This window comes from Mycobacterium paraffinicum, assembly GCF_001907675.1.
Taxonomy (GTDB): domain Bacteria; phylum Actinomycetota; class Actinomycetes; order Mycobacteriales; family Mycobacteriaceae; genus Mycobacterium; species Mycobacterium paraffinicum_A.
The window spans coordinates 136,918-151,270 of sequence record NZ_MPNT01000010.1; the positions used below are offsets into that span (position 1 = coordinate 136,918).

The window sequence follows — 14,353 nt, forward strand, 5'->3', positions numbered from 1 at the left end:
TTGCGTACCAACCGCTTTTACCGCCGCTGAGATACGGCGTTGTTGTTTCCGGTCTTCTCGATCTTCGGTGAGCCCGAGTGGTAGGTCACCGCGTTGTCGTCGCCGAAAACGTCGATGGTGTCGGCACTGTCGGCAGCGACGTGATTCCCGCTGCCGAAGACCTCGAGCCTCTTGCAGTGGCCGGTGACCGTGTAGTTGTTGTTGTCGCCGTCCAGCTTGAGGTTTCCGTTGTTGCAGTCGATCTTGTCCCTCGCGCCGCTATTGATCATCACGAGGTTCCCCTGCACGGTGGTGCCGGAGTGGCTCAAGAAGAACCCGATCGCGAATACCGCTACGACCGAGCACGCTCCCAAGATCACCTTGCCCCGCGGCGTATTCAGCGACTTGACGAAATCCGCGAACGCGCGTAAGCCGCCGGGCTGCCCGTCGCCGGACGTGCCGAACGGCCGCGGCTCGGACCCCGGTGTCTGGCCGGCGCCATGCTCGAGGTTGCGAATGTATTGCTCGGGGTCGTCCGCGTCCACGGCTAGATGATCCGCTTTGGCGCGCGCGGAGTGCAATGGCCGGCCGCCGCGACGCCACCAGAAATCATCGCCGCCCCGATGATCCGGCCGCGGGGTGTGCTCATCGGAAAGCCCTTTCGTTGCCGGTCGCGCCGTACGCTACGGCGAACCACTTGAGAAATTCTCGGCGTCGCGTGCGGCTACCGATCCCAACAGAGCTGGCCCCCCTTCGACTTTGCACTTCGCCCGCGTTCCCTTGAAGGGGTTAGCGGCGGCGGCATTGGAAGCTGCTTCAGTCAAGTTGCCGGCAGGCCACGACGAGCGCAGAGTACGGATCAGCGGGGGCAGAAGGAGCAACTGATGAAGACACAGTTTGCCGCGGCCTCCGCGGTATTGGTTTTGGCATCGCTGATAACTGCGCCGGGTGCGGTCGCCGCGCCGGGTGATGCGGTGGTGTACACCGTGACCTCCGACGCCCCGTTGGCCGCGGTGTCGTATATAGACGCGACGGGCACGCTGCAGATGGTGACTAATCAGCCCGTGCCATGGTCCATCTCGTTTACCAGCAAGGACGCCAGTCCCGCGGCGGTGCTCACCGTTGCCGCGAACCCGACCGGTCAAAAGACGACCTGCACGATCACGGTCAACGGGACGGTCAAGGACGCCAAGTCGACGACGGGCACGGGTGAAGCCGGCCTGGCGCAGTGCGCCGCCTAACCGCGGACGCTTCGGCGGTTCAGACTGACAGGTCGCGGCGCAGTTTGGCGACGTGGCCGGTCGCCTTCACGTTGTATTGCGCGACGGCGATCTTGCCCTTTTCGTCCACCACGAAGGTGGAGCGGATCACGCCCTGGACCGTCTTGCCGTACATCTGCTTCTCGCCGTAGGCGCCCCAGGCGGTCAGCACCTTGCGCTCGGGGTCAGACAGCAGCGGGAACGTCAGCTTTTCGGCGTCGCGGAACTTGGCCAGCTTCTCCGGCTTGTCGGGGGAGATGCCGATCACGTCGAGGCCGGCGCCGCTGAGTTCGTGCAGGTTGTCGCGGAAGTCGCAGGCCTGCTTGGTGCAGCCCGGTGTCGAAGCCGCCGGGTAGAAGTACACGATGACGCGACGCCCCTTGTAGTCGGCCAGCGACACCTTGTTGCCGTCGGCGTCGGGCAGGCTGAAGGAGGGCGCTTTGTCGCCCGGCGCAAGCCGCGTGGTCTCGGCCAATTTCGGGGCCCCTTTCTGTTCACCGGAGCGTTGGGGTTATCGCCAGCTGATCTAGGGTAGTGCCTCAGGTGCATCAGGCCGATTGGGAGGACAGACACGTGGCGGACCGGGACCCCGAGGCCATCAAGCGGGACATCGACGTCGCCCGCGACCAGCTGGCGGCCACCGTCGACTCGCTTGCCGTGCGCGCCAACCCGCGCCGCCTCGCCGATGACCTCAAGGTTCGGGTGATCGCCTTCGTCAAGAAGCCCGCGGTCACGGTCTCACTGGCCGGCGTCGGCGTCCTCGTCGTCGTGGTCGTGGTGCACCGGGTGCGCAACCGCTGACCCGTCAGGTCATGCCGGCGCCCGTGCCGGTCTGAACGTGCACCGGGAGGTCATCGGCCCAGGGCTGGGCAGTAGCCATGTCCTCGACCTCGACGTAGCCGCGCTCGAATTCGCCCGTCGCCGCGTCCACCAGGCGGTACTCCTGACGCTGGATGTGGATGGGCTGCGCGTCCAGGATCACCACCCGCACGTCACCGGGCCCAAAGTTGCAGCGCTGCTGTAGCGCCTCGATGAGGCATTCGTTGTGCATGTGCCCGTCGCCGAAGTTCCAGCCGAGGACCATTGCGCAGAGATTCTCACCCTCACAGAGGTTGTAGTCGGCCTCGTCGTACCCGGCCAACGCGCGGTGTACCAGGGTGTAGAGCGCGCGGCCGTGCGTGTTCATCCCTCGGAAGGCGTAGGCGAGATGGATGGGCACCAAGGTCTCTTCCTTGGTCTTGTAGAGACGCTCGAGCTGTAGGTGATACATCGGCCCGAGCGCGCGGGAGCCGGTGCGGATCTTCTCGTCGACCGACGGCTTGACGCACCACACGGTGGTGTCCCAGTTGCCCGCGTAATACCGCATGCCGGGCAGGAAGGACACCTTGCGCGGGTACAGGTTGCCGATGACGACGACGCCTGCGACGACCACGAACAGGATCGCCACCGGCAACGGGTTGGCCAGGTCGGACAATCCGAGGTGCGCGTGCGCGACGAACAGCGACAGCACCCCGAAGATCATGAACACGTTCCACTCCAGCGGCACCCCCATCGGAAAGGCGAGCAGGATGTTGAGGTGGAAGACGATCATCACGAACGCGGCGATGGCCGTTGGCCAGCCACCGTGCGAGAAGAGCAGCGCCAGCGGCACCAGGCCTTCCACGGCGGTGGAGAAGTGTGCGATGAAACCCGCCAGCGCACTGGGCCGCAGGTCGTCCGGATAGCGCTTGAACAGCGACCGCTTGAGCGCCCCGGATGGGATGAACGGGTTGTTCGCCAGCATCGTCGAGATCACGAATGGGAAGTGCCGGTTGAGCTTTGAGGTGGCGGCCCCGAGCCAGATCACCATGAAGACCACCTTGGCCCCGATGACGGAATCCGCCCCGGGGAACAGGAAGACCAGCGCGAGCGGCGCATAGACCTCGCCGCGCGCGGCCAAGAAGATCACCTTGTCGCGCAAACCGATGACGGACAGGACGGCCAGGATCGCGATTGTATGCCAGGGCGCCAGCACGCCAATTTCGGTGTGCAGGGCCGGAATTGGGCCGGTGCCGTCGGACACCAGCGCGACCGCGAGCAGCGCCAGGAGCGCGCCGTAGAGGATTGCGTCGATCGGGCTGCGGACGCTGCCCTTGGTCAGCGGCACCCGATCCGGCCACGGGGGCAGCCGGATGGTGCCGGGCCGCAACCAGTACAGGATGGAGCCCATCGGCGGGAAGTATCGGCCAGCCAGCGGCCCGAAGCAGCAGCCCAGGCCGATGACTTCGAACAGCATGGTGTACAGCACGGCCTTCTCGAACACGATCGGTTCCGACCACCAGGCGGCGACGCCCGTGAAGGCGCCGATGCCCGTTGTGCACCACCCGAACACCCAGCCGCCGAGGATGTAGAGCGCGATCTTCACGCCGTACATCACGTGCATGATCAGCGGGGTGCCGAACCCGTTCTCGGCGATGTGGCGCACCATCGGCACGATCCGCTGGGCGCGGGGTTGCGTGCTCCATTCGGCTACGTCGACGACGGGCAGATTCGGCTGGATGAACCCCATTGCAGCTCCTTCGGGCACGGCTCGTTCCACGGGGCACTCGCTGTGAAGGAGAAGCTACCTGCAGTGACATTCGTGCGGCAGCCGAATTACGCCGAAAAGTCGGGCGGGCCCAATCTGTGGGCGAACGGGAACGCCAAGAGGCGTCCTGGTGATTTTCAGTGGTGCGCCGTCAGGGTTTCGAACCCCGGACCCGCTGATTAAGAGTCAGCTGCTCTACCAACTGAGCTAACGGCGCTTTCGACGGCCGAGACCGCGTACGCGACAATAACAGGCGTCCTGCCGCGCTGTGAAATCCCCCGATCTCCTCCAGAATACCGACCGCCGGGGGGTGCCGGTTCCTGCCAGGGTGTCCCGGCGCTGCTCATCACGAATCGGGCTGCAGCGCAGGCCACTCAGAACAGCGTCCCGCAGTACGGTGCCCGCTCGGTCCTGAAGGCGGCGTCCAAGCGGTGTAGCGCGCCGGGTCGCTGTTCCGCTATCCGGCCCGCTCGGACGAGTTCGGGGACGCTGTGCGCGCCCATGTAGATGGTGGCCAAGTCGGCCAGGCCGATCTGGACATCGGTGGGCCCGTCATGGGGCGCGCACTTCCCCACACCGTCACGGGCCTGCAGCAGGAACCGCCCGCCCGCCAGCCCGAGCGGGTCGGTGACTTCGAGCGCGATTTCGATATCTGTGGCGTACGCGCGGGCGCCCAGCACCTCCGCGACGTCGTTGATCCGCACCCAGAGGAAGTCGCTCACGCCGGTCGTTTCGGCGGCCCGCAGGTCGGTGAGTTTGAGCGGCAGTGGATCGTCGACCGGTAGGTCGATCTCTACGGTGTCGAACATCTCCAAGACCAGCAGCGTCTGGAGCAACTCGGTGTGGGCCTCGTCCGTGATGGGGCAGAAGTCCTCGACAACCACGGTGCCCAACGGTGGCCGGTAACCGTGATTAGACCCACCGGCGACGCGGTATGTCAGGAAGCCGTCCGGATGGATCGTGAAATTCAGCGCAGTTCCATTGCCCCGCTGCGTCGGCCGGTCCTCCAAATAGTCGGCCCACCACGCGTCGCTGCGTGTTACCGCTCCTGGCGTTGCGGCGCACCAACGTTCGTAGATTTCCGGCAATAGCGACTTCGCTTCCGCGGCGTCGACCTCGCGCGCTCGGATGGCGCCGGGCGCGGCTCGTAACGTCGCGAAGCGGCGGTCGATGGAGTAACTGCGCGTGTAGGTGGCCACGCCGGCGCCAAAGCCGTCGTACATCGCGGTCTGCGTCGGCACGCCAAAGACGATGGGGTAACCGCGTTCCATCAGAATTCCCAGCCCCTGGGCGCTGAGCTGTCCCCAGACGCCCTTGCCCTGGTGGGTTGACGCGACGGCAATCATCGTCAGCCAGGCGGCCCGCAGGCTGGCCCCTTCCGGCACCGTCAGCTGGGTGTGGTAGATGATCGACGTTCCCACCAGGAACGGCCGTTGCGGATCGGAGACGTCCTCGGCCACCAGGATGTCGTCGACTTTGACGCGGCGCTTCCAAGCTTGCACGCTGGCCGGGTCGACCGGATCTCCGAATGTGCGAGCCTGATTCCGGTAAACCGCCTGCAATTCGTCCTCGGTCGGGTGCCGCATATTGATGGCGTTGTCGGTCGCGTTCACTGCTCATCCAATCCGCTTATAGCCCAGCCAAAACGGCGCTCCGCACTGCGAATGGCCTACTGATTGCGCCCCCTTCGTCCGATACCCGGGTGGTGGATTGCCAAACGTCACCGGCAGTAGCGGTGAATGTGGGTCAGGGCGTCTGGTTCGGGTATAGGGATACGCCGGGGGCTCTAACCGAAAGGACGGAAGATGCTGCAGGCGATCACCAGACTTGCCATCGCCGCGCCGCGCCGCATCATCGCGGGCGCCTTCCTGGTCCTCGTTGCGGCGGCGGTCTTCGGTCTTCCGGTGATCAACAAGCTGTCGGGCGGCGGTTTCCAGGACCCGACCTCGGAGTCCGCGCGGGCCACCGCGGTACTGCGGGACAAGTTCAACCAGACCGATCAGCAGATGATCATCGTCGTCACCGCGCCGGCCGGCGTCCAGAGCAGCCAGGGTCGCGATGTCGGAACCGATATCGCCAACCGCCTGAAGACCTCGCCGTGGGTGCTCAACGTGTCCTCGGCGTGGACATCGCCACCCCAGGCGGCCGCCCAACTCATCAGCAAGGATCAGAAGTCCGGGATGATCGTGGCCGGACTCAAAGGTGGCGAGAACGACGCCCAGAAGTACGCCGGCACGTTGACCGACGAACTGGTGCACGACCGCGAGGGTGTGACCGTGCGTGCCGGGGGCATGGCGGTCGCGTACGCCCAGATCAACGACCAGAACGAGCGCGACCTGCTGCTGATGGAGTCCATCGCGATTCCGCTCAGTTTTGCGGTGCTGGTATGGGTGCTCGGCGGAGTGGTGGCGGCGGCGCTGCCGATCGCCTTGGGCGCTCTGGCCATCGTCTGCACCATGTCGGTGTTGCGGCTGATCACCTTCGCCACCGACGTCTCGACGTACGCGCTGGACCTGAGCATCGCGATGGGACTCGCTCTGGCGATCGACTACAACCTGCTGATCATCAGCCGCTTCCGCGAGGAGCTGGCGCGCAGCGGCGACCGGGAGCGGGCGCTGATGCGAACGATGGCCACCGCAGGCCGGACCGTGCTGTTCTCCGCCACCACCGTCGGCCTGTCGATGGCGGTGATGGCGGTGTTCCCGATGTACTTCCTGAAATCGTCGGCCTACACCATCGTGGCCACCGCCGCCATCGTCGCGGTCGCGGCCGTCGTCGTGACCCCGGCGGCAATCGCCTTGCTGGGCCCCCGGCTGGACTCGCTTGACGGCCGTCGGGTGCTGCATCGCATCCTGCACGGGCAGCGGTCCTTCCGCGATCACGCGCACAAGCCGCTCGAGGAGCAGTTCTGGTACCGGTCGACCCGGTACGTGTTGCGCCACGCCATGCCAGTAGGCCTCAGCGTCGTCGCTTTGCTGCTGTTGCTCGGGGTTCCGTTCCTCGGGGTGAAGTGGGGCTTTCCCGACGAGCGCGTGTTGCCCCGGTCGGCGTCGGCGCGCCAAGTCGCCGACATGCTGGACAACGACTTCGCCAACGGATTCGGGAACGGCGTCACCGTCGTCGTACCGGACGCCCGCGGCGTGGGCCCCGCCGACCTGGACCGCTACGCCGCCGACCTGTCCCGCGTCACCGACGTGTCCGCAGTCACCGCGCCCACCGGAACGTTCGTCGGCGGTAACCGCGTGGGACCTCCCGCGGCGGCCACCGGCGCTGCCAACGGCGGCGCCTTCTTCACCGTGGCCAGCACCGCGCCGCTCTACTCGCAAGCATCAAACACGCAGCTCGACCAACTGCACAAGGTCGCCGGACCGGCCGGGCGGTCGGTGGAGATGACCGGATTGGCGCAGATCAACCGCGACAGCGTCGACGCGATCACCCTACGGCTCCCGCTGGTATTCGGGCTGATCGCCCTCGTCACCTTCGCGCTGCTGTTCCTGCTGACCGGCAGCGTGGTGCTGCCGCTGCAGGCGCTGGTGTGCAACGTGCTGTCGTTGACGGCCGCGTTCGGCGCCATGGTGTGGATCTTCCAGGACGGCAACTTGGGCGCGCTGGGAACGACGCCGAACGGGACGTTGAACGCCAACATCCCGGTGCTGTTGTTCTGCATCGCCTTCGGGTTGGCCATGGATTACGAGGTGTTTCTGGTGTCGCGGATCCACGAATACTGGCTGGCGTCGCAGGCGATCCAGGAGACGCCACCGACTCCGGCCGAGGCACGTGCGGCCACGGACGAGAGCACCGCCTTGGGCATCGCCGGCATCGGCCGGGTGGTCACCACGGCGGCGGTGGTGATGTCGATCTCGTTCGCCGCGTTGATCCCCGCGCACGTCTCGTTCATGCGAATGCTGGGTCTGGGCCTGACCCTCGCCGTGCTGGCCGACGCCACCCTGGTGCGGATGGTCCTGGTCCCCGCTTTCATCCACCTGCTCGGCCGGTGGACATGGTGGGCGCCCAGGCCGTTGGAGCGGCTGCGTGAACGGTCCGAGACGGGTGAAGACGCAGCCGCTGCGGTGGGGCGGCGCCGCTGGGCCGCTGACGCGCCCGAGCCGCAGGGCCCCTCGATCCGGAGGTGGCCCACCAAAGCGGCGACGTACCGTGGCTAACCCGCTTTCCTGTTGCAGCGCAACGGTATTCGACCCCGACGGAGAACCGTGATGCCCAAGACGGATGTCGCCGTCCTGCTCGCGCTGGCGTCCGCACTGTGCGTCGCGATCGGTGACGTGCTGCAGCAGCGAGCGGCGCATTGCATCGAGGACCGGACGGTGGGGCACGTCGAATTGTTCGCCAGCCTCTTGCGTAACCGGCGGTGGTGGTGCGGTGCGCTGTTGCTCGCGGCCAGCATCGGGTTGCAGGCCGCCGCGTTGGGCCAGGGTTCGGTGCTGCTGGTGCAGGCGCTGCTGATGTTCTCGCTGCTGTTCGCGCTCCCGATCAATGCCAGGCTGTATCACCGCAGGGTGACGGCGGCCGAGTGGATGTGGGCCGCGCTGCTGACCGCGGCGGTGACGGTGATCGTCATCGTCGGCAATCCGCAGGCAGGTCACGCCTCCGCACCGCTTCGCACCTGGGCCGTCGTGGCCGTCGTGCTGGGGCCGCTTCTGCTCGCCTGCATCGTGGCCGGCCGGATCTGGGGCGGCGCCGCGGCGGCGGTGCTGTTCGCCCTCGTATCCGGTTCGCTGTGGGGAATCTTCGCGGTGCTGGCCAAGGAGGTCGTCGCCCGGCTCGGCGAGGGCGGCTGGGCCGTGACCCGAACGCCGGAGCTCTACGCCGCGATTCTGGTGATCGCCGGCGGCGTGGTGTGGAGCCAGTCGGCGTTCCGGGCGGGGCCGCTGACGGCGTCGATGCCCGCCCTGCAGGTGGCGCAGCCGGTGGTGGGGGCGGCACTGGGGGTCGTCGTGCTTGACGAGGCGCTGGACGCGGGGCGCGCGGGCATGATCGCCCTGGCGGTGGCCGTCCTGGTGTCGGCGGCGGCCATCGTCAAACTCGCGCGTGTAGAGGCCGTCGCGACCCGTGATCGGGTCGAGGCGGAACTCCATGACGGGGTCGGCCAACCGGCCTGAGTGCGCCGTCCAGCCGGCCCTGCGCGACACCTGATCACGGACCTGTCAAGGTCGGCACGCGAGTGCCACAAAACGCATTACAATGCATGCACTGTTTCTGGTCAGCGGTGACCAACTACATCGGAATCCATGGAAGGTCGCTCGATGACGCCTTTGCGCAGACGACGATCGTGGCTGGCCGCCGCGATCGCATCGGTTGCTGTGTTCGGCGTCGCCTGCGGTGGCAGCCAGACCGCGGCCCCGGCGAAAGTGATCTTCGACAAGGGCACCCCGTTCGCCGACCTGCTCGTCCCGAAGCTGACCTCCTCGGTGACGGACGGCGCCGTCGGCGTCACCGTCGATGCCCCGGTGACTGTCAGCGTCGCCGACGGCGTTCTCGCGTCGGTGACCATGGTCAACGAGAACGGCAAGTCCATCGGCGGCCAGCTCAGCCCCGACGGACTGCGCTGGTCGACCACCGAGCAACTCGGCTACAACAGGCGCTACACCTTGAGTGTGAAAGCGCTGGGCATGGGCGGCGCTGCGAATCGGCAGATGACCTTCCAGACCAGCTCGCCCGCCCACCTGACGATGCCCTACGTCGCCCCGGGCGACGGCGAGGTGGTGGGCATCGGTGAACCGGTGGCGATCCGGTTCGACGAGAACATCGCGGACCGCGCCGCCGCGCAGAAGGCCATCAAGATCACCACCAACCCGCCCGTCGAGGGCGCGTTCTACTGGCTCAATAATCGCGAAGTTCGTTGGCGCCCAGAGCATTTCTGGAAATCCGGAACGGCCATCGACGTGGCGGTCAACACCTACGGCGTCGACCTGGGTGACGGAATGTTCGGTGAGGACAACGTCAAGACCCACTTCACCATTGGGGACGAGGTCATTTCGACCGCCGACGACACCACCAAGACGGTGACCGTGCGCGTCAACGGCGAAGTGGTCAAGACCATGCCGACGTCGATGGGTAAGGACAGCACGCCGACGGACAACGGCTTCTACATCATCGGCGGCCGGTTCAAGCACATCATCATGGACTCGTCGACCTACGGCGTTCCGGTCAACTCGCCCAACGGATATCGCACCGAAGTGGACTGGGCCACGCAGATGTCCTACAGCGGCGTCTTCGTGCACTCCGCGCCGTGGTCGGTCGGCGCACAGGGGCACACCAACACCAGCCACGGGTGCCTGAACGTGAGCCCCAGCAATGCCGAGTGGTTCTACGACCACAGCAAGACCGGCGACATCGTCGAGGTCATCAACACGGTGGGGCCGACGCTGCCGGGCACCGAGGGCCTCGGCGACTGGAACATTCCCTGGCCGCAGTGGAAAGCGGGCAACGCCAACACCTGACGTGCGGTTCAGTCGACCTTGTGCCAGGCCGCGCAGTTTCTGGTCATGAATGCGCGATCGGTCGGCAGAATCTGCACCACCTGCGGGCCGTCGTTGACGTTGTTGTCGATGATGTCGTTGGTATCCAGGCTGCGCAGCCTCGCCCAATAGCACCCGTATTTCCCAGCGCTGCGGTAGGTGCCCGCTGCAATGTCGCTGCCGACTATGAACGTGCCGTCGGACTCGATGGTCGTCTTCGGTCCCGGCGGGGGTGGTTGCGCGGCGGTCACGGTCACCGTCTTGGTCTCTGCGGGCACCGTCGACGTGACGGTGGTCGCCGTCTGGTTCGACCCCCCGCAGCCGGCGAGCAGGACAGCACAGGCCGCGTTCACGGCGAGGCGATGACGCTTCGGCGGCACGGCGCGCTGTCCCTCTCCTGTACGGGTGCAATCGCGTTGCAGGGGGCCGAAACGACCCGGCGGCCAGGAAGCGGCAACGGCTTCCTGCCGATTGGGGTGGCTGACGGGACTCGAACCCGCGACACCCAGGATCACAACCTGGTGCTCTACCAACTGAACTACAGCCACCATTGCCGCCAGCGGCCCCGAGGCCATCGAGCGGCGACGTCGATACTAGCCGGTCGGTGGCTCGGCGGCCGAATCCATTTCGGGTGGGGCGTCCCCCTCGCCCTCCAACTCGGCGACCACGGCCTCGATCTCGCTGGTAGAAGGTCCCGGCGGGGAAACGAAGGCGGTCCGGCGGTAGAACCGCAGCTCGCGGATCGATTCGTGGATGTCGGCCAGGGCGCGGTGCGCGAGGCCCTTGACCGGCTGGCCGAAGTAGATCCGCGGATACCAGCGCCGGCAGAGCTCCTTGATCGAGCTCACGTCGATCATCCGGTAATGCAGGAACGAGTCCAGCGCCGGCATGTCGCGGGCGATGAACGCGCGGTCGGTGGCGATGGAATTGCCCGCCAGCGGCGCCGTCTTGGGTTGCTTGACGTGCTTGCCGACGTAATCGAGCACCATCGCCTCGGCGGTCGCCAGGTCGACGGTGGACGCCCGCACCTCGTCGATCAGCCCTGAACGCGTATGCATTTCGGTGACCACGTCGATCATCGACGACAACGCCGCATCGTCGGCGTGGATCACCACGTCGACGCCGTCGCCCAGGATGTTCAAATCGGCGTCGGTGACCAGGGCCGCGATTTCGATCAACTTGTCCGAGCCGAGGTCCAGCCCCGTCATCTCGCAGTCGATCCACACCAACTCGTCTCGCACAGCGCTCAGAGTAGGCCCACGTGGCGCTCGCGCTGGCCATCGCCCCTAGTTGCGCCGGAGAAGTAGTGTGAGCGTTGCCGGACCGCATGCCGAACCACTGGGAACGGGAGCGCAGCACGATGAGCACCGAATCCGCGGAAACACCCGCGCGCCGGATCGCCAACGGGTACGCCGTCGACGGGCTGGCACTCGAATTGGGCGCGGTCGTCGTCGACGGCGCCGTCGACCAGACGGCGCAGATCCGCATCCCGCTGGCCACCATCAACCGGCACGGCCTGGTGGCCGGTGCGACCGGAACCGGGAAGACCAAGACGCTGCAGCTGATCGCCGAACAACTCAGCGCGGCGGGCGTGGCGGTGATGATGGCGGACGTCAAGGGCGACCTGTCGGGTCTGGCCCGGCCGGGGGAGGCCAACGACAAGACCGCCGCGCGTGCCAAAGACACGGGCGACCAGTGGGCGGCGACCGGATTCCCGGTCGAGTTCTTGTCGCTGGGCACCGGCGGACTGGGCGTGCCGGTCCGCGCGACGGTGGCCAGCTTCGGCCCGGTTCTGCTTTCGAAAGTGTTGGGGCTCAACGCTACCCAAGAGTCGACGCTGGGCCTGATCTTCCACTGGGCCCAGCAGGCCAACCGTCCGCTGGTCACCCTGGGCGACCTTCGCGGCGTCATCAGCCACTTGGCGAGCGACGAGGGCAAGGCCGACCTGAAAGACCTGGGCGGAGTTTCGCCGACGACGGCCGGCGTCATCCTGCGGGCGCTGGTCAACCTCGCCGGCGAGGGCGGTGACACCTTTTTCGGGGAGCCCAAGCTCGATCCCCAGGATTTACTGCGCGTCGACGACCAGGGTCACGGCATCATCTCGTTGCTGGAGTTCAGCGGTCAGTCGCTGCGCCCGGTCATCTTCTCCACATTTCTGATGTGGGTGCTCGCCGACCTGTTCGCGGTGCTGCCCGAAGTTGGCGACATCGACAAGCCCAAGCTGGTCTTCTTTTTCGACGAGGCGCACCTGCTGTTCGCCGACGCCTCCAAGGCGTTCCTCGAACAGGTCGAGCAGACCGTCAAGCTGATCCGCTCCAAGGGTGTCGGGGTGTTCTTCTGCACGCAACTGCCCACCGACCTGCCCAACGATGTGCTCTCCCAGCTGGGCGCCCGGATTCAGCACGCGCTGCGGGCGTTTACCCCGGACGATCAGCAGGCGCTCAGCAAGACCGTGCGGACCTATCCGAAAACCGATGTCTACGACCTGGAATCGGCGCTGACGTCGTTGGGCATCGGGGAGGCCGTCGTCACGGTGCTGTCCGAGAAGGGCGCGCCCACGCCCGTCGCGTGGACCCGCATGCGGGTGCCGCGGTCGCTGATGGCCTCGATCGGAAACGACGCGATCGCCGCCGCGGCGAAAAGCAGTCCGCTGCAACAGAAGTACGGGCATACGATTGAACAACCAGCGCAGCCGCCTGCACCGAACGCGCCCGGTCGGCGGGCCCAGCCGCCGCCAGCCCGGTCGGACTACCCGCCTGTACCCGCGAACGAGCCGCCGCCGCCGATGCCGCAGCCGGCGGAGCCGAGGGGTCCCGCCATGTGGGAGGAAGTGCTGAGTAACCCGACGGTGAAAAGCGGCATCAACACGGCGATACGCGAGGCAGTGAAGGGCATCTTCGGAAGCGGCCGCCGCCGGAAGTAACCGTCGGCACGCAAGGCGAGCGAATCGTGAGCGAACGCCGACCGGAGTCGGGTATTCAGTTTCTCGAATATCGCTGGTGCCGTGACGAGTTGGCACCAGCGGTGTCCAGGTGGCCCTGCTCGGCGATCGCGATCTGTCCGCCCGGTCGCCGCTGCCGGGGTGTCTTCGGTACCGACGAACGATTGACCGCACCGACTGGTCGAGGCCCACCGCTTTCATAGGCGCGTCTGCGCCGGTGAGGGCTTCGCCAGAGCCGGAAAGTGTAGGGGAATCCCTGATTTCCCGGCGCGCGTGACGCCATAGCATCACATCGCAGCAGGGCTGAAATCGACAGCGACGCACCGTCGCCAGTATCGCGGGGACCACGCCAGCCGCGGAGGGGATCAAATGACCAGGTTTTCGTCGACCACGTCGACCGGCGTTGTTCAGCGGATGCGGCGTGCGGGATACGGGCTGACGGCCTGCTTCCTCGGATTCGCTTCGGCGACAGTGGCGATGCCCGCCGCCCACGCCGATCCGCTGGACAACATCCGCGGCGCAGTCAACGGCGCCCGCACTCAATCCACCTGCCAGCCACTGGCGTATTCCCACCAACTCGAAACCTCGGCACAGATGTTTACCAGAAATGCCAACGTTGTCCCGAGCTCAAACCCGCAGGGCTATTGCGGCCATATCGTAGGTTTCCTGGGTATGGCCGATCCCACCGATAAAGCGACCTCGGCCGCGATGGACCATGCGACTCCGTACATCCATGACTGCACCTTCAAGGACTTCGGGGTGGGCATGTTCCGCGACCAAGGCCGCGACGAAAGCGACGTCGCCATCGTGTTGGGTCAACCGGCGGCACCTGCCGCGCCGGCGCCCGTGCCAGACTCCCAGAAGCGGGTCTTTTGCAGCGCCGGCGGGTACGAACTGCCGCCGGGCTCGGATTGCAGCAATACTCCCAACCCCAATCCGCCTCCCGCGCCGGCGCCCGTGACCAACGCGATCCAGTTGCAGTTCGGCCCTCCGCATCTGGGCAGCATCACCGCCACGATTACGAACTCGTCGGCCCTGACCGCCAAGTGCACCTATGACTCGACCCCTTCAATACTCACCGTGATTTCACGGTCAATCCAAACGGGCATACCGATTTGACCTTCAATGGTTT

13 protein-coding genes and 2 tRNA genes are annotated in these 14,353 nt (G+C 66.3%); 7 read left to right on the forward strand and 8 right to left on the reverse strand.

Annotated features, from left to right (window positions below):
* Window positions 1-17: 17 nt before the first annotated feature.
* Complete coding sequence (locus BRW65_RS13335; protein ID WP_073875318.1) at window positions 18-524, reverse strand: DUF3060 domain-containing protein; 507 nt, start codon at window positions 522-524, stop codon at window positions 18-20.
* Window positions 525-863: 339 nt separating this feature from the next.
* On the opposite strand from BRW65_RS13335, the gene BRW65_RS13340 reads away from it, so the two are divergent.
* Window positions 864-1,220, forward strand: coding sequence for an MmpS family transport accessory protein (locus BRW65_RS13340; RefSeq protein WP_073875320.1), 357 nt, complete (start codon window positions 864-866; stop codon window positions 1,218-1,220).
* A gap of 19 nt (window positions 1,221-1,239) precedes the next feature.
* Here BRW65_RS13340 and bcp read toward each other — a convergent pair whose 3' ends face one another.
* Window positions 1,240-1,713, reverse strand: coding sequence for a thioredoxin-dependent thiol peroxidase (gene bcp / locus BRW65_RS13345; RefSeq protein WP_073875322.1), 474 nt, complete (start codon window positions 1,711-1,713; stop codon window positions 1,240-1,242).
* A 98-nt stretch (window positions 1,714-1,811) separates the two neighbouring features.
* Between bcp and BRW65_RS13350 the strand changes: the two genes are divergently transcribed.
* Window positions 1,812-2,039 (forward strand): DUF3618 domain-containing protein, encoded by a 228-nt coding sequence (locus BRW65_RS13350; protein WP_067760600.1) that lies wholly within the window; start codon window positions 1,812-1,814, stop codon window positions 2,037-2,039.
* A gap of 4 nt (window positions 2,040-2,043) precedes the next feature.
* Here BRW65_RS13350 and BRW65_RS13355 read toward each other — a convergent pair whose 3' ends face one another.
* From BRW65_RS13355 to BRW65_RS13365, 3 genes are all read right to left on the reverse strand, one after another.
* On the reverse strand, window positions 2,044-3,786 hold the full coding sequence (locus BRW65_RS13355) for a DUF3556 domain-containing protein (RefSeq protein WP_073875324.1): 1,743 nt from the start codon (window positions 3,784-3,786) through the stop codon (window positions 2,044-2,046).
* Window positions 3,787-3,945: 159 nt separating this feature from the next.
* Window positions 3,946-4,021, reverse strand: a tRNA-Lys gene (locus tag BRW65_RS13360).
* A 157-nt stretch (window positions 4,022-4,178) separates the two neighbouring features.
* Window positions 4,179-5,390 carry a GNAT family N-acetyltransferase gene (locus tag BRW65_RS13365; RefSeq protein WP_432206423.1) on the reverse strand — a complete coding sequence of 404 codons (1,212 nt, stop codon included), beginning with the start codon at window positions 5,388-5,390 and terminating at the stop codon, window positions 4,179-4,181.
* 219 nt (window positions 5,391-5,609) lie between these two features.
* Here BRW65_RS13365 and BRW65_RS13370 point away from each other — a divergent pair, with 219 nt between their 5' ends.
* From BRW65_RS13370 to BRW65_RS13380, 3 genes are all read left to right on the forward strand, one after another.
* Window positions 5,610-7,967 (forward strand): MMPL family transporter, encoded by a 2,358-nt coding sequence (locus tag BRW65_RS13370; protein ID WP_073875328.1) that lies wholly within the window; start codon window positions 5,610-5,612, stop codon window positions 7,965-7,967.
* 51 nt (window positions 7,968-8,018) lie between these two features.
* Entirely contained in the window at window positions 8,019-8,921 is a 903-nt protein-coding gene (locus BRW65_RS13375) for a DMT family transporter (RefSeq protein WP_073875330.1), read from the forward strand.
* Between the two features lie 129 nt (window positions 8,922-9,050).
* Window positions 9,051-10,262 carry a L,D-transpeptidase gene (locus BRW65_RS13380; RefSeq protein WP_073875332.1) on the forward strand — a complete coding sequence of 404 codons (1,212 nt, stop codon included), beginning with the start codon at window positions 9,051-9,053 and terminating at the stop codon, window positions 10,260-10,262.
* An 8-nt stretch (window positions 10,263-10,270) separates the two neighbouring features.
* Here BRW65_RS13380 and BRW65_RS13385 read toward each other — a convergent pair whose 3' ends face one another.
* The 3 genes from BRW65_RS13385 to orn form a co-directional block, all read right to left on the reverse strand.
* Window positions 10,271-10,660: a hypothetical protein gene (locus BRW65_RS13385; RefSeq protein ID WP_139273070.1), complete on the reverse strand. Its 390-nt coding sequence runs from the start codon at window positions 10,658-10,660 to the stop codon at window positions 10,271-10,273.
* A 92-nt stretch (window positions 10,661-10,752) separates the two neighbouring features.
* Window positions 10,753-10,828 (reverse strand) — tRNA-His (locus tag BRW65_RS13390).
* Window positions 10,829-10,873: 45 nt separating this feature from the next.
* A complete protein-coding gene (gene orn, locus BRW65_RS13395) occupies window positions 10,874-11,521 on the reverse strand; it encodes an oligoribonuclease (protein ID WP_073875336.1) in 648 nt (215 codons plus the stop codon).
* 119 nt (window positions 11,522-11,640) lie between these two features.
* Here orn and BRW65_RS13400 point away from each other — a divergent pair, with 119 nt between their 5' ends.
* Complete coding sequence (locus BRW65_RS13400; protein WP_073875409.1) at window positions 11,641-13,203, forward strand: helicase HerA-like domain-containing protein; 1,563 nt, start codon at window positions 11,641-11,643, stop codon at window positions 13,201-13,203.
* A gap of 489 nt (window positions 13,204-13,692) precedes the next feature.
* Window positions 13,693-14,340, forward strand: coding sequence for a hypothetical protein (locus BRW65_RS13405; protein WP_139273072.1), 648 nt, complete (start codon window positions 13,693-13,695; stop codon window positions 14,338-14,340).
* Window positions 14,341-14,353 lie beyond the last annotated feature (13 nt).

Excerpts from the sequence above, each read along its gene's own strand:
- BRW65_RS13365 (WP_432206423.1), bottom strand. The coding sequence starts at position 5,390 with ATGCGGCACCCGACCGAGGACGAATTGCAGGCGGTTTACCGGAATCAG.
- BRW65_RS13375 (WP_073875330.1), top strand. The coding sequence starts at position 8,019 with ATGCCCAAGACGGATGTCGCCGTCCTGCTCGCGCTGGCGTCCGCACTG.
- BRW65_RS13340 (WP_073875320.1), top strand. The coding sequence starts at position 864 with ATGAAGACACAGTTTGCCGCGGCCTCCGCGGTATTGGTTTTGGCATCG.
- BRW65_RS13400 (WP_073875409.1), top strand. The coding sequence starts at position 11,641 with ATGAGCACCGAATCCGCGGAAACACCCGCGCGCCGGATCGCCAACGGG.
- BRW65_RS13380 (WP_073875332.1), top strand. The coding sequence starts at position 9,051 with ATGGAAGGTCGCTCGATGACGCCTTTGCGCAGACGACGATCGTGGCTG.
- BRW65_RS13370 (WP_073875328.1), top strand. The coding sequence starts at position 5,610 with ATGCTGCAGGCGATCACCAGACTTGCCATCGCCGCGCCGCGCCGCATC.
- BRW65_RS13355 (WP_073875324.1), bottom strand. The coding sequence starts at position 3,786 with ATGGGGTTCATCCAGCCGAATCTGCCCGTCGTCGACGTAGCCGAATGG.